This window comes from Paraburkholderia hospita, assembly GCF_002902965.1.
In the GTDB taxonomy this organism is placed as follows: domain Bacteria; phylum Pseudomonadota; class Gammaproteobacteria; order Burkholderiales; family Burkholderiaceae; genus Paraburkholderia; species Paraburkholderia hospita.
In genome coordinates this window covers 758,490-779,152 of the sequence record NZ_CP026107.1, presented here as the reverse complement: position 1 = coordinate 779,152, position 20,663 = coordinate 758,490, and the positions used below count along the sequence as shown (strand labels likewise).

Sequence of the window (20,663 nt, the reverse complement as noted above, 5' to 3'; positions counted from 1 at the left end):
CATTCAGACGCCGCTTTTCCTGTGTCAACTGACTTCGCTGCGCTCACGCGCGGCGAAGTCGTTCCACGATGCGCCTCGACACGGCACACGTGTCTGTTTCAGTCCGACTTCCATTCAAGGTTTGTCGGCCGCGCGACGACGCTTCGCCCGGTCTTAACCCGCAGAGACAGCTGAAAGGTCCGCCAGATAAGGCTTGCAGCAATGTGGCACGGACTCTGCGTGTACACGGCGTTCATGCCGCTACATCATCGATCACGTGATCGACCAGAGGACATCATGCTCATCTATCTATTCCAGTTGTTGAGAAAGGCGCTTGACCATGCTGAACATAGCCGCCGTGACGCGTACCTCGCATCCGCGGCCGACATGGTCGAACTCGAACGCCGCATGCATTCAAGCGAAATTGACTGAGGCACACGCGCCGACGTCCCGATCCAACTTTCGAACTCCCTGAATAACATGGACAGCACAGTCGCGTCGCAAGCCTTCTCATCCGCAACGTCGGTGATCGCACTGCATTGCTCTGGCTCGGGAGCGGCGCAATGGCGCAAGCTCGGCGAGGCGCTTGGCTCGCGTCACGCGTTCGCCGCGCCCGAGCATTACGGCTGCGACAGCACGGGGCCGTGGAGCGGCGAGCGCGCGTTCACGCTCGCCGACGAGGCCGCGAAGACCGTCGGCATCATCGATGCATCGCTTGGCAAGGTGCATCTCGTAGGCCACTCGTATGGCGGTGGCGTGGCGTTGCGCGCAGCCGTCGAACGGCCCGAGCGTATCGCGAGTCTGACGCTCTACGAGCCCTCGGCGTTTCATCTGCTCAAGATGATGGGCTCGTATGGAGCGCATGCGCTTGCGGAAATCGTCGCGATTTCGAAGCGCACCGCCGATGGCGTGAGCTGTGGCGACTATCGGGGTGCGGCGGCTTCATTCGTCGATTACTGGGGCGGCCGGGGCGCGTGGGAAGCACTGCGGCCTTCGGTGCAGGACGCACTCACGCGCTGGGCGCCGAAGGCGCCACTCGACTTCCGCGCACTGCTCGACGAGCGCACGCCCGCCAGCGCGTACACCGGTTTGCATATCCCGGCGCTGATCATGCGCGGACAGCACGCGCCCATTCCGACGCGCGCGATTGCCGAGCGACTGCCGATGCTGCTACCAGCGGCGCGCCTTGCAATCGTCGAAGGTGCAGGACACATGGGACCGCTCACGCACGCCGACAAGGTCAATGCGGCCATCGTGCGGCATATTGCGGAGGCTGATGCGATCGCTTGAACGCGTCAACGCTGTTGTTGCGTTTGTTGGGGTGGTTGCGCTTCTTGGGCTCAATGCCTATCTGAAGGATGCGACGTTGCGGACGCTTGCGCCTTACTCGCAGATTATCCGGCTTGGGCCGCAGCCGGCGAATCTGACTATCCCGTTGCCGTGATCTCTTGCCCTTCTTCCTGCGGGGCGCTTCTCCTTTTGTCGCTTTCTCTTTGGAGTGAACGTATCGCGATCCGCGACTACACTTGCATACATCACGCATTGCAGGAAGACTTCGATGATCGACATTCGGCCCGCTCGTTTTCCCGACGATACCGACGCCGTGCGGGCGATTTTCCGCGAATACGCGGATGGTCTCGGTATTGACCTTGGCTTTCAGGCGTTCGATCAGGAACTGGCCACGCTGCCCGGTAAGTACTCGCCGCCGCGTGGCACGATATTGCTTGCGTGGCGCGACGAACGCGTGATCGGTAGCGTTGCGCTGCGGGCTTTCGAGTTTGACATCAGCGAGATGAAGCGGCTTTATGTGCGGCCCGAAGGGCGTGGCATCAGATCGGGACACTTCTTGCGCAGGCCGTCGTGCATGCTGCGAAGGAAGCGGGGTATCGGAGGATGCGGCTCGATACGCCGCCGAGTATGAAGAGCGCGCAGCGGCTCTATGCTTCTCTTGGGTTCAGGCCGATTTCTGCTTATGTTTTTAATCCTGTTGAAGGGACGCAGTTTCTGGAGCTTGAGATTTGAACGGGTTTTGGTTTTTCGCTGGCATCCGCGATGTGGTGTTTGCTGCGCAAGCCTTTGTTGTGTGCTTGCTTTTGCGCTGGCATCCGCGTTATGCCTTCGTGCTTCAAGCGTCGCCCCTGTGCGGGGCGGCACCTACTTTTCTTTGCCGCCGCAAAGAAAAGTAGGCAAAAGAAAGCGGCTAACACCGCCAGTCCTAGTTCTTGCCTGAGGGCCCCCAAAGGGTCTTACGCTTCACACGGCAACATCTTTGTTTGCGTGCGTTGCCAACGCACTGAACAGACGCATCACCCGCTTCGAATGCCTGTGCACGGGCTAGCGGCAGCGAATGGTTTCTGCCACCCAGGTGGCAAACTGTGTGTAGGTTGTCGCGGCGTATAGCCTGGCGCTCTTACATGGTGGAACGCGTGCGCTATCGGTCCGAAGTGAGGGGTGTGGAGCACAAGGGGCCGACACACAGTTTGCCACCTGGGCGGCAGCGGAATATCTGGCACGACATGCTGCAACGCGGATACGTGAAGCGGGTGAGGCGTCAATTCAGAGCGTTGGCAACGAACATGGGTCACATGATTGCCGTGTGAAGCGGAAGACCCTTTGGGGGCCCTCAGGCAAATACAAGAACTGGCGGTGTTAGCCGCTTTCTTTTGCCTACTTTTCTTTGCGGCGGCAAAGAAAAGTAGGTGCCGCCCCGCACAGGGGCGACGCTTGAACGGCAAACACCGTAACGCGGATGCCAGCGCAACCACGAGCAAACCAAAACCAACGCCCGCGCCGCGCAGGCTCAAACGCGAACACCAGCGCAATGGCAAAACAACCAAACCGTCACACCCCTCCACCCACAGTCTTAACACTCTTCCACTGCCCCTGCTGCACCTCAAAGAGCGTATACGGCGGCTTAATCAGATCCCCATAAGGATCAAAAGTGATCTTCCCCGTGACACCCGTCAACGACACCTTAGCCAAACTCTCAACGATCTTCTCGCGATCAAGCGAATTAGCATCATGAATCGCCTTCAACATAGCGAGCGCAGCATCATACGCAAAGGGCGCATACAGCTCGACATCCTGGTTGAACCGCGCCTTGTAGCGCTTGCCGAACTCCTGCGCCGCAGGCAGCTTATCAAGCGCGGGGCCCGGCTCAAGATCCTGGGTGCGCTCACCCGAAGAACCCGCAATCTGCAAAAAGGCATTACTCTTCAACGCACCCGCGCCAAATAGCTGAGTCTGCATACCCAGCGAGCGCATCTGCTTGACCAGCATCGCGCCCTGCTCGTCCAACCCGCCAAAGAAAATCACATCGACATTCTTGCTCTTCAGCGAAGTGAGAATCGCGCGGAAATCGACGGCCTTATCGTTAGTGAATTCACGCGACACGATATTGCCGTTCGCTTCCTTCACCCCTTTCTCGAACGAATCGGCGAGACCTTGCCCGAACGCCGTGCGGTCGTCGATGATGCCAATGCGCTTCGCCTTCATCTGCTCGACGACGAAATGCCCCGCCACCACCCCGCCAATGCCGTCATGCCCCATCGTGCGGAACACGTTCTTGTAACCCTGCTTGGTCAGCTGCGGATTGGTCGAGCCCGGCGTGATCATCGCCACATTGGCGTTGTGATACACCGTCGAAGCCGGAATGCTGCACCCCGAGTTGTAGTGACCAATCACGCCGACCACGCCTTCATCAACGAGCTTCTGCGCAACCTGAATCGCCACGCGCGGATCGGCCTGATCGTCCTGCACGTCCAGCACGAACTTGACGGGCTTGCCCGCAACGGTCGGATGCTTTGCGTTTTCTTCATCGAGCGCAAGTTGCGCGCCGTATTGCAGATCCTTGCCGACCCGCGCGACGGGTCCCGTCAACGGGCCGACAAAACCTATCTTGACGATTTCCGGGTCCGCGGCAAATGCGAATGAAGCATGCGCCGCCAGAGCGCAAACCGCTAACCTGCTCAGCCATGTACGTCGATTCATGATGCGCTCCTGTCATTAGAAAATGTCGCGCTCTTTGCCTGTCGACTGACCCGATGCGCGACGCGTCGAAGTCGTCCTTGAACAAATGCGTATGCGTGGCTTCAGAACCGTGTCGGCGCGTAGCGCGACAGATCGAGCGGCGGCGCGCGCCGTGCGACGAGATCGGCCACGATGCGCCCGCTCACGCCTGCCAATGTCAGTCCGAGATGCTGATGCCCAAATGCGTAAATCACACGCTCGCTGTCGCTCGAGCGGCCCAGCACGGGCACGCCGTCGGGCAGCGTGGGCCGGAAGCCGAGCCACGAACTGTCGGGCTGCGTCAGCCCCGGCAACGCGCGCTTCGAAGAAAACGTCAGCAGGTCCAGCAACGAACGGTTGCGCACGTCGCTGAAGCCGCCCAGTTCGACCGTCCCCGCAACGCGCACGCCGTCGTCCATCGGCGTCATGTAAAAGCCGCGCTCGGCCCAACCGACAGGCCGCGAAATCAGTTGCGTCGCGCCGCGATAGCGCACGTGATAGCCGCGCTCCGTATCGAGCGGCACGCGGTCGCCGCATTGCGCCGCAAACTTCGCGGAGCGTGCGCCCGTCGCGACGACGACATGATCGAAGCGGCGTGGCGTGCCGTCGTCCGTCGTCAGCGTGACACCATCTGCCGTGGGCGCAATCGCGCTCACGCTCTTGCGTTCGAGCTCGAGGCCCCGCGCCGCGAGCAGTTCATGCAGCGACAGCAGAAAGCCCTGCGGATCGGAGAAGTGCCAGCTGTCGCGGAACAGCACGCCGCGCTCGAAGATCGGCGCAAGCGCAGGCTCCAGTTCACGCACCTCGGCGGCGGACAGCACGTCGAACGACACGCCGAGTTGCTTGCGCAGATTCAGCGAAGCGCGCGATGCATCGAACGACGCGCCGCTCGAATACAGATACAGGCACTCGCGCGGCCTCACGTACTTCGCAAGCTCCCGTTCTTCCAGCAAGGGTGCGTAGCCGTCCTGCGCCTGCGCGAGCAATGCAGCGAGCGCGCCGGCACTCGCTTCATAACGCTTGCGCGTCGAGCTGATCATGAAGCGCGCGAGCCACGGCAACAGATGCGGCAGATAACTCCAGCGCAAACGGAACGGACTCTCGCTCGACAGCAGGAAACGCGGCAGATCGCGGAACACGGATGGGTTGTTCACGGGAATGCAGCCATACGGCGCGAACGTGCCCGCGTTGCCGAACGACGCGCCCTGCGCGACGCCCGACGGATCGAACAGCGTGACGCGGTGCCCGTCGCGCATCAGCCAGCCGGCGCTCGCAAGCCCGATGAAACCCGCGCCGACAATGCCGATCTCTGCCATCAACGCTCTCCCGACAATGCGCGTGCATCGGCCGCGGCAAGATAACCCGTGCGCGTGCCGTCATCCGCGTTGCGCCGTTTTGCCGCCAGCAGCCATGCCGCCGATGCAAGCGCGAGACTCGCGATGCTCGCCATCAGTTGCGGCCGCAATACTGCGTCCATGCCCATCGCGACCAGCACGCCGACGATCGCCACCACAACCGCATACGAAAGCCACGGGAACAGCCACATCGGCAGCTCGGGCTGCTCGCCGTTGCGTTGCAGGCGTCGGCGGATGCGGATTTGCGCAAGCGCTGTCGCGAGATAGACGAACAGCATCACGGCGCCCGACGCATTCACGAGGAACAGGAACACGCCCTGCGGCGACACGATGGCGGCGATGATCGCCACATAGCCAACCACGCTGCTCAGCAGCACCGCAAGACGCGGCACGCGCGACGGCGTGAGGCGCAGCAGCGCGCGCGGCGCATCGCCACGTCCCGCGAGGCGGAACAGAATCCGCGACGACACGTACAGCCCCGAATTCAACGCGGACAACACGGCGACCAGCACAATCGCGTTCATGATGTCGGCCGAGCCCGGCACGCGCATCGTCTCCAGCGCGGCGACGAACGGCGAATGGCCCGTCACGATGCTGGTCCACGGCACGATGCACGCAATCAGGAACATCGAGCCGACATAGAACGTAATCACGCGCAGGATCACCGAGCGCGTCATCGCGGCGACGCTCTTCGCGGGATTGTCCGATTCGGCTGCTGCGATGGTCGCGATCTCCGCGCCGCCGACCGCAAAGATCACCGTCGGCACGGCCGCGAACACCGACATCGTGCCGAACGGCAAAAAGCCCTTCGCGGCCGTCAGATTGCTCCACGCGCTGTGCGTATGGCCCAGGCCGAACACCCACGACGCGCCGATCGCGATGAACACGATGATGGCCGCGACCTTGATCGACGCGAACCAGAACTCGAATTCGCCGTACGACTTCACCGACATCAGGTTGATGAAAGTCATCAACGACAGCAGCACCAGCCCGATCATCCACACGGGCGCGGGTATCCAGCGCTGCAGGATCGCCGCGCCCGCCACGGCTTCGACAGCAACGACGATCACCCAGAAGTACCAGTAGAGCCAGCCGCTCGTGAAGCCCGCCCAGTCGCCGAGACCAATGCGCGCGTATTCGGTGAACGACCCGACGCCCGGCACGGCGAGCGCCATCTCGCCGAGCATGCGCATCACGAAGAGCACGACGATGCCCGCCACCAGATACGACAGGCACGCAGCCGGCCCAACCGTGTTGAGCGTCGCGCTGCTGCCCACGAAAAGCCCCGCGCCGATGATGCCGCCGAGCGAAATCATCGTGACGTGCCGCTGACGCAATGCGACGCCAAGACGGGGCGTTGCGCTCTCTTGCGTGTCGCGGGCGTTTGTCCTGCTCTCTGCCATGCGAAATCTCCTTCCAGCTCGATCCTGCGATTCAAAGACCACACAAAACATGACCCAAAGGATCACACAACAGATTTTTGTGTGCAATTAAAAACGTCATTGTGTGGTCTAGGACTTTCCCTGGCGTTGACGGGCGTACTCCTTGCCAGGCTTGAAAACAGTGGCAGAGGTGCGTATCTGGTATAAAATCCGGCGAACTGGCACAAACAGGCAGACAAAGCCTGTTTTGTATGGAGACAGGGCGAGACGATGGCTTCCAGCAGAGACAAGGCAGCACGCAGCAATGGCGCCGCAACCGAGGTGGACCAGACAAACGGCGACCCGGTCCAGACAAAACGCGCGACCTATATCGAGGTATCGGCGTCGATCGAGGACGAGATTCGCGGTGGCGTCTATCCGCCCGGCAGCCGTCTGCCGCCGCAGCGTCAGCTCGCCACCGAGCTCGGCATCAATGTGTCGACGGTGTCGCGCGCTTATAAGGAATTGCAGCTGCGCGGCCTCGTGATCGGCAGCAAGCGGCGCGGCTCGCTCGTGACGGGCGGCGCGATGCCGCGCGTCGAAACAGCGAGTGCGCCCAATGCCGCACCGGGCGGCGCGATCGACCTGACCGTCAACCGGCCGGCGACGGGCGAGTTCCTGTCGTGTCTCGCGACGACGCTCGCCGATCTGCCGCGCGATCCGCGCTATCCATCGCTACAGGAATATCAACCGCCGCAAGGCCCCGACTGGGCGCGCGCGGCGGGCGCGAAGTGGATGGCCGGGCCCGGCTTCACGCCGTCGCAGGAGCATCTCGTCGTCACGAGCGGCGCGCAGCATGGGCTCTATGCCGTGCTCAACAGCCTGATCGGCACGGACGGTGTGATCATCGCCGACCGGCTCACGTACTACGGCCTGAAGGCGCTCGCGCCCGTGTTCCAGTTCGAGATCGTCAGCGTGCCGAGCGACCGCGACGGGCTGATCACGGATGAAGTCGAACGCATTTGCAGCCGCGTGCCCGTCAAGGCGATTTTTACGGTGCCGAATCTGCAGAACCCGACGGTGACGACGATGAGCCTGGAGCGGCGCGTGGCGCTCGTCGATATCGCGCGGCGCTACGGCGTGGCGATCATCGAAGACGACGTGTATGGTCCGCTCGTCTCGCAGCGTCTTCCTACGCTCGCAAGTCTGTGCCCGGAGCTGACGTTTCACATCGCCTCGACGTCGAAGATCCTCGCGCCGGGGCTGCGGCTAGGCTATCTGCTGAGTCCGCCCGAGCGTTCCGCGCTCGCCGCCGAAGCGGTGCGCACCACCGCCTGGATGCCCGCGCCGATGTCGATGCTGATCGCGACGATCTGGATCGAGGACGGCACCGCGCGACGCATCATGGATGCGCAACTCGCGGAGATTCGCGTGCGTCACGACCTTGCGCGGCAAATTCTGCCGCAAGAGTGGCTGGAGTCCGACCCCGCGTGCATGTTCGTGTGGCTCAAGCTGCCGCCGCCGTGGCGCGCCGACGATTTCGCCGCGAATGCGAAAGCGCGCGGCGTGGTCGTCATGCCATCGTCGGCCTTTGCGGTCGATCGCGCCGAGGTCGAGCATGGCGTGCGGATCAATCTCGCGTGCGCGTCTTCGCGCGAGCAACTGGTGAGCGCGCTGCAAACGCTCGCGCAAGCGTTGCGCGATCGCCCGCGTGCGTTGTTCGGCACGATCTGATTGCGCACCTGGCGCTACAGTTTCGCGGCCTGCTCCGGATCGCCCGATCCCGATACGATGGCGATCAGGCCGAGCAGATTGCCGATCAGGCGTCCCTGACGGTCGAGATGCGGCTCGGGTCTCAATGACTTGAGCGCGTTCATCACAAGCGCCCTGGCGACATAACGCGCCACTTCACTGCGCGACATCTCGCCCTTGCGCCGCAAATAGTTCGGGTTCACGACTTGCGAATAGCCGAACCGCTTCCCCGACACGCGTCCCGATGCCATGCCGAGATGCACGCCGCTCATTTGCGCGCATCGCACGATGGGACCACGGCTCGACAGGCGGTACGAAAAGTCTTTGTCTTCGAGCCAGCCATACAGCACGAGCCGTTCGTCGAAGCGCAAGCCGCTCATTGCGCTCATGCGACACGCCATGTTGCAGCCATAGAGAGAAATGCAAGGCGTCAGCGCATGCGGCGCACTCGCCGTTCTTTCCGCATCGGTCACGATGCGGCGGGCGTTATCCCACGTCAGCGGACAGCCTTTCGAACCATCCTGCACTGTTTTCCCCGACACACCGAGCACGGCCGGATTGGACTCGAACATCCGCACGCATTGCTCGATCCAGTCGCGGCATGGCGCGTAATCGTCGTCGAAGAAGACGACGATGTCGATATCGGCCGGGAGCGCATCGAGCGCGCGATTCCTTTGCGCAGGCAAACCGGCTGATCCGAATACACGCATTACGGGAAATGGCGCCGGGTACTTTTCACCGACGTCGGCTTCATTCGTAGCGGAAAGAATGACGACACAAGGCGTCATAGTTTGACGTGCGAGAAGTGCAAGCGCGTTGGGTATGGCATCGGGACGCCCTTTCGTCGCGATGATGACCGCGACACGTGGCGCATGCACCTCGTTCATCTCGTCGACAGTGCGCCGTTCGATCACGCCCTCCATCATTCCTCCCTGTCGTCGCAACCTGCATGGAACCGCTCGATTAACGCTAGCACGTATGATCAGCGGCAACGGCGCATGGCGAGATCACGCGAGAGGATTGTCTGAAATCCATGAGGTGTTGTCCAAGGGCGGGATCAAATGGCAATGTGCCTGACAACAACATTGATAAGCATAGCGAACCATTTAAATCTACTGATAAGTGCATTCACGTTCGCCAGTTTCTACCGGCTTGAACGATATAAAAAGTACCCCTTACACATTCGCAGAATGTGCATCTTTACAGCGTGCATTCAGTGGGAAGAAGCTACCTGACGATAGAAAGAGACGCAGCGCATCCGCGCATTTCTTTCCGCGTAGCGCACTGTGTTGAAGGGATGTGTCAGACGAAAGAGAGAAATACTTCTGAAATGGCGCCTACAGACTGCCGTTCTCGACGACCCGGCCTTCAGCGCGCCAGCGCAACATGCCGCCCGCGAGATTCGCGACATCCTCGAACCCTGCCTGGCGAAGCATCACGGTCGCCTGCGCCGAACGGCCGCCCGCGCGACAGACGGTGACAATAGGACGTTCCTTGCCGAGTTCCGCCGTGCGTTTCGCCAGGCTGCCGAGCGAAATCAGCTTCGCTTCGGGAATGCGTCCAAGCGGGCCTTCGAATTCGTCGGGCTCACGCACGTCGACGATCTGCACCGATTGCAGATGTTCTTCGAGCCATTGCGGATGAATCTCCCAAATCCCCGCGAACGTGTAGGTCAGCGGCGCCCATTCGGGTTGTGGCTTTAGCGACGGATCGCTGGCCGAGACGCCGCATTTCATGTTCGCGGGAACGGCAACGTCGATTTGCCTCGGATGCGCAAGGCCGAGATTCGTCATATAGCCCGCGAAATCGTCTTCGCAAAGCTCACCGCCCAGCCGTGGATTAAACCGCCGCTCTTCGGCCACGCTCGTCACCGTGAGGCCGCGATAATCGTGTGCCGGATACAGCAGGCAGCTTTCGGGCAACGAGAAAAGCTGCTCGTGCACCGCGCGAAACAGCGCATGTGGATTGCCGTTCTGAAAGTCCGTGCGACCTGTGCCGCGAATCAGCAGACAATCGCCCGTGAAGGCCATCGATTCGTCGTCGAGCACGAGACTGATGCAGCCATTCGTATGACCAGGCGTCGCGCGCACACGCAGTTGCCGTGCGCCGAACGCAATCGAATCGCCGTGGCTGACATAGCGGTCCGCGCCCTCCGCGCCGCTCGCCGCCGATATCGCAATCTGGCTGCCTGTGCGCTTGCTCAGCAGCCACGCGCCCGTCACATGATCCGCATGGACGTGCGTGTCGATCGTATAGAGCAGGCGCAAACCGAGTTCGTCGAGCAGAGCGGCATCGCGGCGCGTCTGCTCGAACACGGGGTCGATCAGCACGGCTTCGCGTGTGTCGCCGTCAGCGAGCAGATAGGTGTAGGTAGACGATTGCTGGTCGAACAGTTGTCGGAAGATCAGCACGCTCACGGTCTCTCAACGTGTGTCGGAAAACGTCTCTGATGCGAATAGAAATCACGCGCCGGCGCGCGCTTCAAAAGCGCGCGCGCCGGACCATCGCTTCAAGGTCTCACTTGGGTTGCTGCACGTAACGCAGATACGGCTTCAACGTCTTGAAGCCCTGCGGATACTTCGCTGTGGCAGCTTCATCGGAAACGGATGTCGGAATGATCACGTCCTCGCCCGGTTTCCAGTTCACGGGCGTGGCGACCGTGTGCTTCGCGTTCAGTTGCAGCGAGTCCAGCAAACGCAGCACTTCGTCGAAATTCCGGCCCGTACTCATCGGATAGACGAGCATTGCCTTCACCTTCTTGTCCGGCCCGATCAGGAACACCGAACGCACCGTCGCGTTGTCGACGGCCGTGCGCGGGCCGCCGCTCGCTTCCGGGTGAATCATGTCGTAGAGCTTCGCGACGTTCAGATCGGCGTCGCCGATCATCGGATAATTGATCGCGTTGCCCTGCGTCTCCTCGATGTCCTTCACCCATTTCTGGTGATCGCTTACAGGGTCGATGCTCAGTCCGATGATCTTCGTATTGCGCTTGTCGAACTCCGGCTTGAGTCCCGCCATGTAGCCCAGTTCCGTCGTGCAGACGGGTGTGAAGTCCTTCGGATGCGAGAACAGGATTGCCCAGCTATCGCCGATCCATTCGTGAAAACGAATCGTGCCTTCCGTGGTTTCCGCCGTGAAATCGGGCGCTACTTCTCCTAGTCGAATCGCCATCTTCTTTCTCCGTGGTAACAGGTTCCAACCAGTGCGTCGGATGCCGCCACCGTCGTTGACGACGGCCGGCGGGTTATCGGGAATCAGCATAGAGAGCTTCTGACGTTAGCCGCCGGCCATGATGCCGTACGACCTGGCGGGAGCGCAAGTAGTTCGCGGCGGCTCCCGATCGGCACCGACGCGAGACGAGCGTGAATGCGCAGCAGGTAACTTTTATAGCGTAGAACAAATTACACGTTTCGTGTGCAGTTTGTCAGCACGCCGGATTTTTTCGTGCCTGTCTGTACGCCGCGGCACAGACAGAAGGGGCACGCGAAGTCGTAACGCACGGCGGCAAGCGGCACGGCCCGCTCGCCGCACGCATCAGACCATTACTGCTCGACCTGCCGGTTCCAGCGCTGATCCCATTGCGCACGATGCGCATTGATCGAATCCCAATCGACGACCGTCACCTTCTTCACCAGATCGTCCAGATTGCCGAGGCTCTTCTGCATCGCGGGTGTCATCGTTGCGTGCTCGTTGGTCGGAATCTGCTTGCCCGCTGCCGCCGCTTTCGATTGAGCCGGTGCCGACAACAGGAATTGAGCGAGCTTTTGCGCAAGCTGCGGATCGGCGTTGTTCTTCACGACGCAAAGATCGACCAGCAGCAGCACCGCGCCTTCTTTCGGATTCGCGTAGCCAACGGGAATGCCCTTGTCCTGCAGATCGCCGACAGCCGTCGGCGTCAGCGGGAAGAGACCCGCTTCACCCGTCTGCACCATCTCCGAGAGCTTCGCCGAATTGGGAATGTACTCGACGACATTCGGCCCAACCGTGCTCGACCATTTGCTGAAACCGGGCTCGACGTTCTGATCGTTGCCGCCCATCAAGCGGTTGATCGCGAGAAAGCCGTGCAGGCCGAACGTGCTGCTCGACGCGGACTGAAACACCACTTTGCCCTTGTACTTCGGATTGGCGAAATCCATCCACGATGTTGGCGGCGCCCAGCCTTTCTCGGCGAACAGTTTCGTGTTGTAGCCGATACCCGTCATGCCGAGCTGCACGCCCGCGCCGATGTCATCCTTCATGCGCGCGAACGGATACAGCTCTTTCAGCACGGGCGCATCGTCGAGCTTCTGGCACACACCCATGCTGACGGCACGCGCCATCACGCCGTCATCGAGAAACGCGACGTGAATCTGCGGGCTGTTGCGATTGGCGAGCAGCTTCGCCAGCACATCGGACGAAGTGCCCGGCACCACGACCACCTTCACGTTGTTCGCCTTCTCGAAGTCGGGCAGCACCTGGCTCGTGTACGCCTTCTCCATCGGGCCGCCGTTCATGCCGATGTATATCGTTTTGGTTTGCGACCAGGCGGGCGCAGCCGCCCCGATCGCGAACACGGCGGCCAGCGCCGCGACCGTGCTTGACAGCTTCATTGTGGGTCTCCTTGTCAGGATTAAAGAACAGCGGGGATCGCGCTTCGGTTGAAGCGGCCGATCGCAAACGCATCGAGCGGCGTCGAAGTCTCGCCGTCGATCACGAGGTCGGCCAGCACTTCGCCGACACCGGGCGCAAGCAGAAAGCCGCCGCCCGAAAAACCGAATGCATGCAGCAGGCGCGGCACCTTCTGGCTCGCGCCGATCACGGGATTGCTGTCAGGCGTCTCGCCTTCGACGCCGCTCCACGTGCGGATCAGCAACGCGTCGCGCAACGCCGGCAGCAGCGCACACGCGTCCCGCATCACGGCGCGCGTGGTTTGAGTCGAAGGTTGCGCGTATTCGCCGTCGCCATGTCCGCGCCCGCCACCGATCACGCAGTTGCCCCGTTCGACCTGGCGCGCGTACACGCCACCGCCCACGACGCCCAGGTTGTGCGTGACGAAGCGCGGCAACGGCTCGGTCACCCACATGTTTGGATAGATCGGCTTCATCGGCACGGCTTCGTTGAAAAAGCCCGCGACCGTGTTCGCCCATGCGCCCGCAGTGTTGATCAGCCAGTCGGCCGTGATGCGCTCGTCGCCCGCGCGAATCTGGAAGCGCGTGCCGTCGTGCGTGATATCGGTGAGCGCGGTTTGCTCGCGCACCACGGCGCCCGCCTGTTGCGCCGCGCGCGCGAACGCGGGCGACACGAGGCGCGGATTCGCGTGACCGTCGCTCATGCACAGCGAGCCGCCCAGCGCGGCCTCGCCGAGCCACGGATAGCGCTTGCGGAACGCCGCGCCTGCCAGCAGCTCGGTTTCGAGCCCGTGTTCACGCGCCATCGCGGCCCACGTTTCGAGCACGGCAAAATCGCTGTCGCGCCGCGCCAGACGCAGATGCCCCGAGACGACGAGTTCTCCGTCGATGCCGATCAGTTCGGGCAAGCGGTCCCACACGCGCCGTGCGCGCATCGCAAGCGGCATCTGTTCGGCGGGGCGTCCCTGGCATCGCACGCCGCCGTAGTTGACGCCGCTGGCCTGCGCGCCGCAATAGCGCCGCTCGAACAGGCCCACGCGCACACCGCGCCGCGCGAGCGCCAGCGCCGCCGACGAGCCGACCAGCCCGCCGCCCGCGATCACGACCTGATAGTGGACGGCGTCACTCATCGCGTGCCTCCTCGGGAATCGCGGCGACGTCGTCGTCGAACAGCATCGGCGAAATGGGAATGGGCTTGATGGGCGCCTGACTGCGCAACCGCCCGACGCTTTCCACCGGACGCCCCGTTTCCTCGCTCAGCAACGCAATGGCCGCTTCGCCGCACATGCGCCCCTGGCAGCGGCCCATGCCGACGCGCGTCAACGCCTTGAGCCGGTTGATCTCGCTTGCTTCGCCGCCGCGAATGCAGCGCCGCAACGTGCCCGCATCGACTTCTTCGCAGCGGCAGACGGTCATGTCGTCGGGCCATTGCTTCGCTGGTTGCGAGGGTGGAGCGAAGGCCGCTTCGATACCTGCGCGAAACACGGCAATGCGCTGCAAGCGATGCTCTAGCATCGCGGCATCGAGGCCATCCGCCTGCGCAGGATGCGCAATGCCGAGATCGTCGAGCAGCGCGAGCGCCGCACGTCGGCCCGCGAGTTCAGCCGCATCCGCGCCCGCGATGCCCGCGCCATCGCCCGCGAGATAGATGCCCGGCATCGAGCTACGGCCCGCCGCGTCGCGCTCGGGCAACCAGCAGCCGTTCAATGGATCGAAGCGAAAGCGGCATCCGGCGAGATCGGCCAGTTGCGTTTCCGGGCGCAAGCCGAAGCCGAGGCCGACTGCATCGCAGGCAATCGTTTCGATGCGCTCGTTCTCATGCGATGCCTTGAAGCGAATGCCCGCCACGCCCCCTTCACCGTCGATACCAACCAGCGTCACGCCACGCTCCACTCTGACGCCACGAGCCTTGAGCCACGCCAGGTAATAGACGCCCTTGGCGAACGTCGATGGCTGACTGATGAGCTTCGGCACCGCCGCGACCTGGTTCGACCACGCGCTCGTGTCCAGCACAGCTTCGATCCGCGCGCCTGCCTTCACGTATTGATACGCAACGAGGTACAGCAACGGCCCCGTGCCCGCCAGCACGACGCGCCGCCCGATCGCGCTTCCCTGCGCCTTCAGCGCAACCTGCGCGCCGCCCAGCGTATAAACGCCGGGCAACGTCCAGCCCGGCACGGGCAACACGCGATCCGTCGCGCCGCTCGCGACGATCAACTGCGTGAACGCCACGCTCACCTCGCGGCCATTGCGGATCGTGTCCAGCCTGCGGCCTTCGCACGACCATACGAGCGTTTCCGGCCGATAGTCGATCTGCGGCAGAAGCGCGCGCATCGTCTCGTGCACGGCATCGGCCTTCTTCGACTCGAAGCCATAGAGCGTCGCCTTGCTACGGCTGAAGCCCGCATCGGCAGGCGGCTGGCGATAAATCTGTCCGCCCCAGCGCGCGTTCTCATCGAGCACGATGGGCCGGATGCCGGCCGCCACCAGCGTCTGCGCCGCGCGAATCCCCGCAGGCCCCGCGCCGACGATCACTACCTGTTGCCCGCTACTCATCGCGCACCCTTCGTCACGATCCGCATGCCTTCTTTCACCAGCGTCGAACACGCGCGAATCCGCGCGCCGTCTTCGCAGCGCACCCAGCAGTCCTGGCACGCGCCGATCATGCAAAAGCCCGCGCGCGGCTCGCCGCTGAATTCGCTGTGACGCACGTGGCGCTGCTGCATCAAAATTGCCGTCAGCACGGTATCGCCCGTCAGCGCGCCGACTTCGACGCCATCGAGAAAGAACGACACCGGCGCGCGTCCGGCTTCGGCCACGCGCAGCAACTGGCTGTTGGAACGGGACATGTGAGCGGGAGAGAAAGAAGCCATCAGTGCTGGCCAATCAGAATCCGGTTGAGACCGTAGACACGGTCGAGCAGCAGCATCGCGCCCGCCGTGATGAAGATGACGAGCGCGGAAACGGAAGCCATCATCGGATCGATCGATTCGGTGGCGTACATGTACATCCGTACCGGCAACGTGACCGTCTGCGGCGACGTGACGAAGATCGACATCGTCAACTCGTCGAAGCTGTTGATGAACGCGAGCAGCCAGCCGCCCGTGATGCCGGGCACGATCATCGGCAGCGTGATGCGGCGGAACGTGGTCCATGCATCGGCGCCGAGCGACGACGCCGCGTGCTCGATGCTGCGGTCCAGCCCGCTCACCGACGCAAGCACGAGGCGCATCACGAACGGTGTGATCACGACCATGTGCGCAAGAATCAGCCACGCGAAAGAACCCGTCACGCCGATCAGCGCGAAGAAGCGCAGCATCGCAATGCCGAGCACGAGGCCGGGAATCACCAGCGGCGACAGCAGCAACGCATTGAGAAAATTGCGCCCCGGAAAGCGCGCGCGGCCAATCGCCAGGCCCGCCGGCAATGCCACGACGAGCGACAGCGTCGCCGACGCGAAGGCCAGTTTCAGGCTGTTGAAGAAAGCCGTGATGAAGTCGGGATAGTCGAGAATCGCGCGGAACCAGCGCAACGAGAAACCGTGCGTGGGCAGCGTCAAGGTTTCGTCGGGCGTGAAGGCGACCAGCACGACGATCGCCAGTGGCGCGAGCACGAAAAGGATCACGATGGTGTGGAACGCGAGGGCAATGGGGCCGTTCTTGCGCATGATGTTTCGCCTGTCGGGTTCGCGTCAGCCCATGCTGCGCGTGTAGCGCCGCTCGAGGACGCGGTAGTAGGTGAGCATCACCACCAGGTTCGCGACCAGCAGCAGCACCGCGATCGTCGCGCCGAGCGGCCAGTTCATCGAACTCAGGAACTGGTCGTAGACTGCCGTTGCCGCCACCTTCAGGCGACGTCCGCCGAGCAGGCCGGGAATCGCGAACGCGCTCGCCGAGAGGCCGAACACCATCAGGCTACCGGACAGAATGCCGGGCACGAGTTGCGGCAACACGATGCGGCGCATCGTCGTCGCGGGCGAGGCCATTAGCGACAACGCCGCGTTCTCCGTCTGCGGATCGAGCCGTTGCAATGCAGTCCACACGGGAATCACCATGAACGGCAGCATCACGTGCACGAGCGCGATGACGATGGCAAAGGTCGTGTATTCGAGCTTGTACGGTCCGAGGCCGAACAGCGCGAACGCCTGATTCACGAGCCCGTTCGTGTTGAGCAGCATGCTCCAGCCGAATGCGCGCACCACCACCGACACCAGCAGCGGCGCGAGAATCACCAGCAGGAAGAGCGAGCGCCACGGGTCGCGCATGCGCGACAACACATACGCTTCGGGCGTGCCGATCGCGACGCACAGTACGGTCGTCAGCAAGGCAATGCCGAAGGTGCGCAGAAAGATCGTGTGGAAATACGATGAGCCGAGCACTTCGACATAGTTGTGAAAGTCGAATGCCGCGATCGGGCCGCTGGCGGGATCGAAGCGGTAGAACGTCAGCGCGAGCGTCATCGCGAGCGGCACGAGCACGAGCGTCGCGAACAGAATCAACGCGGGCGCGCTCATCAGCCAGAGCGGCACGAAGGCGCGCCACGGCGCGCGCGCCGCGCTTCGGTTCGCGCTTTGCGTGGCGGGCAATGTGCTATCCATGCGCGCGCTCCTGGCCGATCAGGCGCAGCGAATCGCTATGCCAGTCGATGCCGACTTTCGCGCCCTCCGAAAACGGCTCGTTGCCTTCGTTCTGGCAGCACACGAGCATCTCGCCGACGCGGCTGTCGAGCCGGTAAAGCCATTGGCTGCCGAGAAAGAACCGGCTCGTCACGTTGCCCGCGAGACGCCCCTGGTCGGGCGCGCAGAGCCGCAGTTTTTCCGGGCGAATGCATAGCGTGACGGCGTCGCCGACGTCGATTGCCTGACCTTGCGCGGCAAGCTGCGTCATGCTGCCCGTCTCCGCGAGATCGTGGCCGAGGTCGATACCGATCGCGTCGCCGTCGCGCGATACGACCTTGCCCGCCAGCATGTTCGCCTTGCCGATGAACTGCGAAACGAACAGATTCTCGGGCCGCTCGTACGCGCGATACGGCGTGTCGATCTGCGTGATGCGCCCCGCTTCCATCACGACCACGCGGTCGCTGATCGACAGCGCTTCGGATTGATCGTGCGTGACCATGATCGTCGTCGTGCCGATTTTGCGTTGAATCGAGCGCAGTTCGAACTGCATGTCCTCGCGCAGCTTCGCATCGAGGTTCGACATCGGCTCGTCGAGCAGCAGCACGGGCGGCGCGATCACGATCGCGCGCGCAATCGCGACACGCTGCCTTTGACCGCCCGACAATTCGCGCGGAAAGCGATGCGCGAGCGCATCGAGCCGCACCAGCGCCAAGGCTTCACGCACGCGGTCGGCGCGCTCGCCTTTATCGATGCCGCGCATTTCCAGCCCGAAGCTAACATTCTGCGCGACGCTCATATGCGGGAACAGCGCGTAGCTTTGAAAGACGATGCCGAGGCCGCGCCGGTTCGGCTTCATATGCGTGATGTCGCGGCCGTCGAGCGTGATGCGGCCGCGCGTCGTTTCGATGAAGCCCGCGATCATCTGCAGCGTGGTCGTCTTGCCGCAACCCGACGGGCCGAGCAGCGAAACGAATTCGCCTTTTTCCACCGCGAGGTTGATGCCCGTCACGGCATGGAGATCGCCGAACGTCTTCGAAACGTCAGTCAATGTGAGGAACGACATGGTCTGGCCTTTCGGTGCGCGGCACCGGCTGAATCGACTGGTGTCTGTTGAGCCGACTCTAGCTAGCCAAATTCCAGAGCGTCAATGTCAAATTCCAATGAATGATATAAAAATCATGTTTCTTCCACTAAATGGAATATTTGAACGATGACGTATGCATTCTATTCCGCTGCGTGTCGTCAGTGAAAATACTGAATTGCGCGCCCGCCTGTGCTTGCACGGGGTTTGGAGACGACAGTTTGTTTTTCAGTAAGAACATCGGCTAGTATTCCGTTCAATGGAATCCGAATCGAGATCGCCAATGAATTCTTCGAAAGAAGCCGACGCTCCCGGCACCGGCATGTTGCAGCGGGCCTTCGCGGTGATCCGCGCGCTAGGAGAAATTCAACCGGAAGGCGGCCGCGTCACGCGCATCGCGAAAGCCGTCGGCCTGACGCAGGCCACCGTGCATCGCATCCTGCATGCGCTGATTGCCGAAGGGGTCGTCGAGCAGGATCAGAGTACGAAGCTTTATCGGCTGAGCGTCGACTTTTTTGCGCTGGCCTCGCAGGCCGGCAATCCGAGCGGCATGCGCGAGCTGTGCCGCCCTGCCTTGCTGCGACTGTGCGCGAGTCTCGGCGACACGATTTTTCTGCTCGTCAAAAGCAGCTTCGATGCCGTATGCCTCGATATGTGCGAAGGCCCGTTTCCGATCCGCTCGTTCACGGGCGATATCGGCGGCCGCGTCGCGCTGGGCGTCGGGCAAGGCAGCCTCGCGATTCTCGCGTTTCTGCCCGAAGCCGAGCGCGAAGAGATCATCCGCTTCAACGTGCCGCGGCTGCGCAGCTATGGCGTGCTCGACGAAGTCTATTTGCGCACGGAAATCGAGCGCGTCCGGCAACTCGGTTACGCGGGGCGCAATAGCGGCGTGCTGGAAGGCATGGCGGGCGTGGCCGTGCCGATCATCGACCGAACGGGCTGCGCGGTGGCGGCGTTGAGCGTCGGCACGCTGTCGGCGCGACTGGGCGAGGACCGTTTGCCGATGGTCGTCGAACTCCTCAAGCGGCAAGCCGATCTGATCGGCCCGCAGGTGAATCCGTTCGATGTCGCAATGCGCCGTCCGATGCACGGCCTTACACGCGCGATGACGACGGAACCGATCGCGTGATGCGCGATTTACATACCGCCCGATAAAGGCGCGGACGCTTTCGCAAGCGGCTGCGCGGCACCCGCTTGAGACATCAGCGAAATAGCGGCTGAATCGGGCATGCCGTTGGCGTCGATGGCGCCTGCTTTCGCGAGCGCTTCGAGATCGCTGTCGACGCCTGCCTGCCCAACCGCGAACGGCGTCGTCAAAAACGCGGGCGCAGTTAGCGTGACGGCATAGTGCCGCTGCAGGTTCGTGACCACCGCCGATTGCGCATTCTGCACGGTAGTCTGGTTCGCAAGCGCCTGCTGGAACTGCGCGCTGCTGGCGAAATTCGCAATCAGACTGGACTCGCTCGTACCGAGTTGCGCGGCGAGGTAGACGAGCATCAGTTCGGTTTCGGGTGTCGTGTTGAACGTGCCGCCAGCGAAGGCCAGCGAATGCAGCGTCGTGCTGCCGGAAGTCACGGTAATCACGCACGGCAACGTCGCATTGAATGCAAGGCTGTAGCGGCCGCCGCCATCCGATAGCGTGGCTCCCGAACCTTGCGTGCAGGCCACGTTGACGTTCGCGCTCGCAAGCGCCTTGCCGGTGGCCGCCGTGCCCGCAAGTGCGAGGTTCCGCGTCGGGTTTACGCCCGTGCAACCGTCGAAGCCGACACACACACTGCCGCCGCACGCCGCAAGCGTGGCGAGTGACGCAGCACACATGGCAGCCACCGTTGGGCGAACGAAGCGGGCGATGCACAGGTTCATGGCCGTCTGCCGTCGAGGAAAGGGCGCAGATTTTTATTC

21 protein-coding genes are annotated in these 20,663 nt (G+C 62.7%); 7 read left to right on the top strand and 14 right to left on the bottom strand.

From position 1 onward, the window contains the following. Positions 1–201 precede the first annotated feature (201 nt). The 5 genes from C2L64_RS56130 (at position 202) to C2L64_RS56125 (ending at position 2,001) form a co-directional block, all read left to right on the top strand. A complete protein-coding gene (locus C2L64_RS56130) occupies positions 202–411 on the top strand; it encodes a DUF3563 family protein (protein WP_322790656.1) in 210 nt (69 codons plus the stop codon). A 48-nt stretch (positions 412–459) separates the two neighbouring features. Further along, a complete protein-coding gene (locus C2L64_RS36695) occupies positions 460–1,269 on the top strand; it encodes an alpha/beta fold hydrolase (protein ID WP_009770891.1) in 810 nt (269 codons plus the stop codon). After that, complete coding sequence (locus tag C2L64_RS53590) at positions 1,256–1,423, top strand: hypothetical protein (RefSeq protein ID WP_009770890.1); 168 nt, start codon at positions 1,256–1,258, stop codon at positions 1,421–1,423. The genes C2L64_RS36695 and C2L64_RS53590 overlap by 14 nt, the downstream gene beginning before the upstream one ends. Before the next feature lie 114 nt (positions 1,424–1,537). Next, entirely contained in the window at positions 1,538–1,900 is a 363-nt protein-coding gene (locus C2L64_RS36690) for a GNAT family N-acetyltransferase (RefSeq protein ID WP_009770889.1), read from the top strand. Continuing rightward, entirely contained in the window at positions 1,840–2,001 is a 162-nt protein-coding gene (locus C2L64_RS56125; protein WP_322789353.1) for a GNAT family N-acetyltransferase, read from the top strand. The genes C2L64_RS36690 and C2L64_RS56125 overlap by 61 nt, the downstream gene beginning before the upstream one ends. An 819-nt stretch (positions 2,002–2,820) precedes the next feature. Here C2L64_RS56125 and C2L64_RS36685 read toward each other — a convergent pair. The 3 genes from C2L64_RS36685 to C2L64_RS36675 form a co-directional block, all read right to left on the bottom strand. Then, positions 2,821–3,969: a branched-chain amino acid ABC transporter substrate-binding protein gene (locus C2L64_RS36685; RefSeq protein WP_009770888.1), complete on the bottom strand. Its 1,149-nt coding sequence runs from the start codon at positions 3,967–3,969 to the stop codon at positions 2,821–2,823. A gap of 101 nt (positions 3,970–4,070) precedes the next feature. After that, entirely contained in the window at positions 4,071–5,303 is a 1,233-nt protein-coding gene (locus tag C2L64_RS36680) for an NAD(P)/FAD-dependent oxidoreductase (RefSeq protein WP_009770887.1), read from the bottom strand. Then, entirely contained in the window at positions 5,303–6,745 is a 1,443-nt protein-coding gene (locus C2L64_RS36675; RefSeq protein ID WP_009770886.1) for an amino acid permease, read from the bottom strand. The genes C2L64_RS36680 and C2L64_RS36675 overlap by 1 nt, the downstream gene beginning before the upstream one ends. Before the next feature lie 249 nt (positions 6,746–6,994). Between C2L64_RS36675 and C2L64_RS36670 the strand changes: the two genes are divergently transcribed. Further along, the gene (locus tag C2L64_RS36670) at positions 6,995–8,437 is read left to right on the top strand and encodes an aminotransferase-like domain-containing protein (protein ID WP_009770885.1); all 1,443 of its coding nucleotides are present in this window, start codon (positions 6,995–6,997) and stop codon (positions 8,435–8,437) included. Positions 8,438–8,451: 14 nt separating this feature from the next. Here the strand turns inward: C2L64_RS36670 and C2L64_RS36665 are convergent, their stop codons facing one another. From C2L64_RS36665 to C2L64_RS36620, 10 genes are all read right to left on the bottom strand, one after another. After that, a complete protein-coding gene (locus tag C2L64_RS36665) occupies positions 8,452–9,381 on the bottom strand; it encodes a glycosyltransferase family 2 protein (RefSeq protein WP_009770884.1) in 930 nt (309 codons plus the stop codon). A gap of 411 nt (positions 9,382–9,792) precedes the next feature. Further along, entirely contained in the window at positions 9,793–10,863 is a 1,071-nt protein-coding gene (locus C2L64_RS36660; protein ID WP_039902630.1) for an MBL fold metallo-hydrolase, read from the bottom strand. Between the two features lie 109 nt (positions 10,864–10,972). Next, entirely contained in the window at positions 10,973–11,626 is a 654-nt protein-coding gene (locus tag C2L64_RS36655; RefSeq protein ID WP_007744239.1) for a peroxiredoxin, read from the bottom strand. Positions 11,627–11,997: 371 nt separating this feature from the next. Next, positions 11,998–13,044 carry an extracellular solute-binding protein gene (locus tag C2L64_RS36650; RefSeq protein WP_007744238.1) on the bottom strand — a complete coding sequence of 349 codons (1,047 nt, stop codon included), beginning with the start codon at positions 13,042–13,044 and terminating at the stop codon, positions 11,998–12,000. A 20-nt stretch (positions 13,045–13,064) separates the two neighbouring features. Continuing rightward, entirely contained in the window at positions 13,065–14,192 is a 1,128-nt protein-coding gene (locus C2L64_RS36645) for an NAD(P)/FAD-dependent oxidoreductase (protein WP_009770882.1), read from the bottom strand. After that, complete coding sequence (locus C2L64_RS36640) at positions 14,185–15,618, bottom strand: FAD/NAD(P)-dependent oxidoreductase (protein WP_009770881.1); 1,434 nt, start codon at positions 15,616–15,618, stop codon at positions 14,185–14,187. Before C2L64_RS36640 ends, C2L64_RS36645 begins: the two co-directional genes overlap by 8 nt. Beyond that, complete coding sequence (locus tag C2L64_RS36635; RefSeq protein WP_009770880.1) at positions 15,615–15,911, bottom strand: (2Fe-2S)-binding protein; 297 nt, start codon at positions 15,909–15,911, stop codon at positions 15,615–15,617. Before C2L64_RS36635 ends, C2L64_RS36640 begins: the two co-directional genes overlap by 4 nt. A gap of 23 nt (positions 15,912–15,934) precedes the next feature. After that, complete coding sequence (locus C2L64_RS36630; RefSeq protein WP_007744232.1) at positions 15,935–16,729, bottom strand: ABC transporter permease; 795 nt, start codon at positions 16,727–16,729, stop codon at positions 15,935–15,937. A 24-nt stretch (positions 16,730–16,753) separates the two neighbouring features. Then, positions 16,754–17,659, bottom strand: a complete 906-nt coding sequence (locus C2L64_RS36625; RefSeq protein ID WP_009770879.1) for an ABC transporter permease — start codon at positions 17,657–17,659, stop codon at positions 16,754–16,756. Beyond that, on the bottom strand, positions 17,652–18,743 hold the full coding sequence (locus C2L64_RS36620; protein WP_009770878.1) for an ABC transporter ATP-binding protein: 1,092 nt from the start codon (positions 18,741–18,743) through the stop codon (positions 17,652–17,654). The genes C2L64_RS36625 and C2L64_RS36620 overlap by 8 nt, the downstream gene beginning before the upstream one ends. Positions 18,744–19,044: 301 nt before the next feature. Between C2L64_RS36620 and C2L64_RS36615 the strand changes: the two genes are divergently transcribed. Next, entirely contained in the window at positions 19,045–19,890 is an 846-nt protein-coding gene (locus C2L64_RS36615; protein WP_009770877.1) for an IclR family transcriptional regulator, read from the top strand. Positions 19,891–19,898: 8 nt separating this feature from the next. Here the strand turns inward: C2L64_RS36615 and C2L64_RS36610 are convergent, their stop codons facing one another. Then, entirely contained in the window at positions 19,899–20,624 is a 726-nt protein-coding gene (locus C2L64_RS36610; protein ID WP_009770876.1) for a hypothetical protein, read from the bottom strand. Positions 20,625–20,663: the final 39 nt, after the last annotated feature.

Bases quoted from the DNA above. Each gene is read 5' to 3' on its own strand.
- C2L64_RS36610 (WP_009770876.1), bottom strand. From the start codon at position 20,624: ATGAACCTGTGCATCGCCCGCTTCGTTCGCCCAACGGTGGCTGCCATG.
- C2L64_RS36645 (WP_009770882.1), bottom strand. From the start codon at position 14,192: ATGAGTGACGCCGTCCACTATCAGGTCGTGATCGCGGGCGGCGGGCTG.
- C2L64_RS36635 (WP_009770880.1), bottom strand. From the start codon at position 15,911: ATGTCCCGTTCCAACAGCCAGTTGCTGCGCGTGGCCGAAGCCGGACGC.
- C2L64_RS53590 (WP_009770890.1), top strand. From the start codon at position 1,256: ATGCGATCGCTTGAACGCGTCAACGCTGTTGTTGCGTTTGTTGGGGTG.
- C2L64_RS36615 (WP_009770877.1), top strand. From the start codon at position 19,045: ATGAATTCTTCGAAAGAAGCCGACGCTCCCGGCACCGGCATGTTGCAG.
- C2L64_RS36655 (WP_007744239.1), bottom strand. From the start codon at position 11,626: ATGGCGATTCGACTAGGAGAAGTAGCGCCCGATTTCACGGCGGAAACC.
- C2L64_RS36665 (WP_009770884.1), bottom strand. From the start codon at position 9,381: ATGATGGAGGGCGTGATCGAACGGCGCACTGTCGACGAGATGAACGAG.
- C2L64_RS36650 (WP_007744238.1), bottom strand. From the start codon at position 13,044: ATGAAGCTGTCAAGCACGGTCGCGGCGCTGGCCGCCGTGTTCGCGATC.
- C2L64_RS36640 (WP_009770881.1), bottom strand. From the start codon at position 15,618: ATGAGTAGCGGGCAACAGGTAGTGATCGTCGGCGCGGGGCCTGCGGGG.
- C2L64_RS36695 (WP_009770891.1), top strand. From the start codon at position 460: ATGGACAGCACAGTCGCGTCGCAAGCCTTCTCATCCGCAACGTCGGTG.
- C2L64_RS36675 (WP_009770886.1), bottom strand. From the start codon at position 6,745: ATGGCAGAGAGCAGGACAAACGCCCGCGACACGCAAGAGAGCGCAACG.
- C2L64_RS36680 (WP_009770887.1), bottom strand. From the start codon at position 5,303: ATGGCAGAGATCGGCATTGTCGGCGCGGGTTTCATCGGGCTTGCGAGC.
- C2L64_RS56130 (WP_322790656.1), top strand. From the start codon at position 202: ATGTGGCACGGACTCTGCGTGTACACGGCGTTCATGCCGCTACATCAT.
- C2L64_RS36630 (WP_007744232.1), bottom strand. From the start codon at position 16,729: ATGCGCAAGAACGGCCCCATTGCCCTCGCGTTCCACACCATCGTGATC.
- C2L64_RS36690 (WP_009770889.1), top strand. From the start codon at position 1,538: ATGATCGACATTCGGCCCGCTCGTTTTCCCGACGATACCGACGCCGTG.
- C2L64_RS36620 (WP_009770878.1), bottom strand. From the start codon at position 18,743: ATGTCGTTCCTCACATTGACTGACGTTTCGAAGACGTTCGGCGATCTC.
- C2L64_RS36670 (WP_009770885.1), top strand. From the start codon at position 6,995: ATGGCTTCCAGCAGAGACAAGGCAGCACGCAGCAATGGCGCCGCAACC.
- C2L64_RS36685 (WP_009770888.1), bottom strand. From the start codon at position 3,969: ATGAATCGACGTACATGGCTGAGCAGGTTAGCGGTTTGCGCTCTGGCG.
- C2L64_RS36625 (WP_009770879.1), bottom strand. From the start codon at position 17,659: ATGGATAGCACATTGCCCGCCACGCAAAGCGCGAACCGAAGCGCGGCG.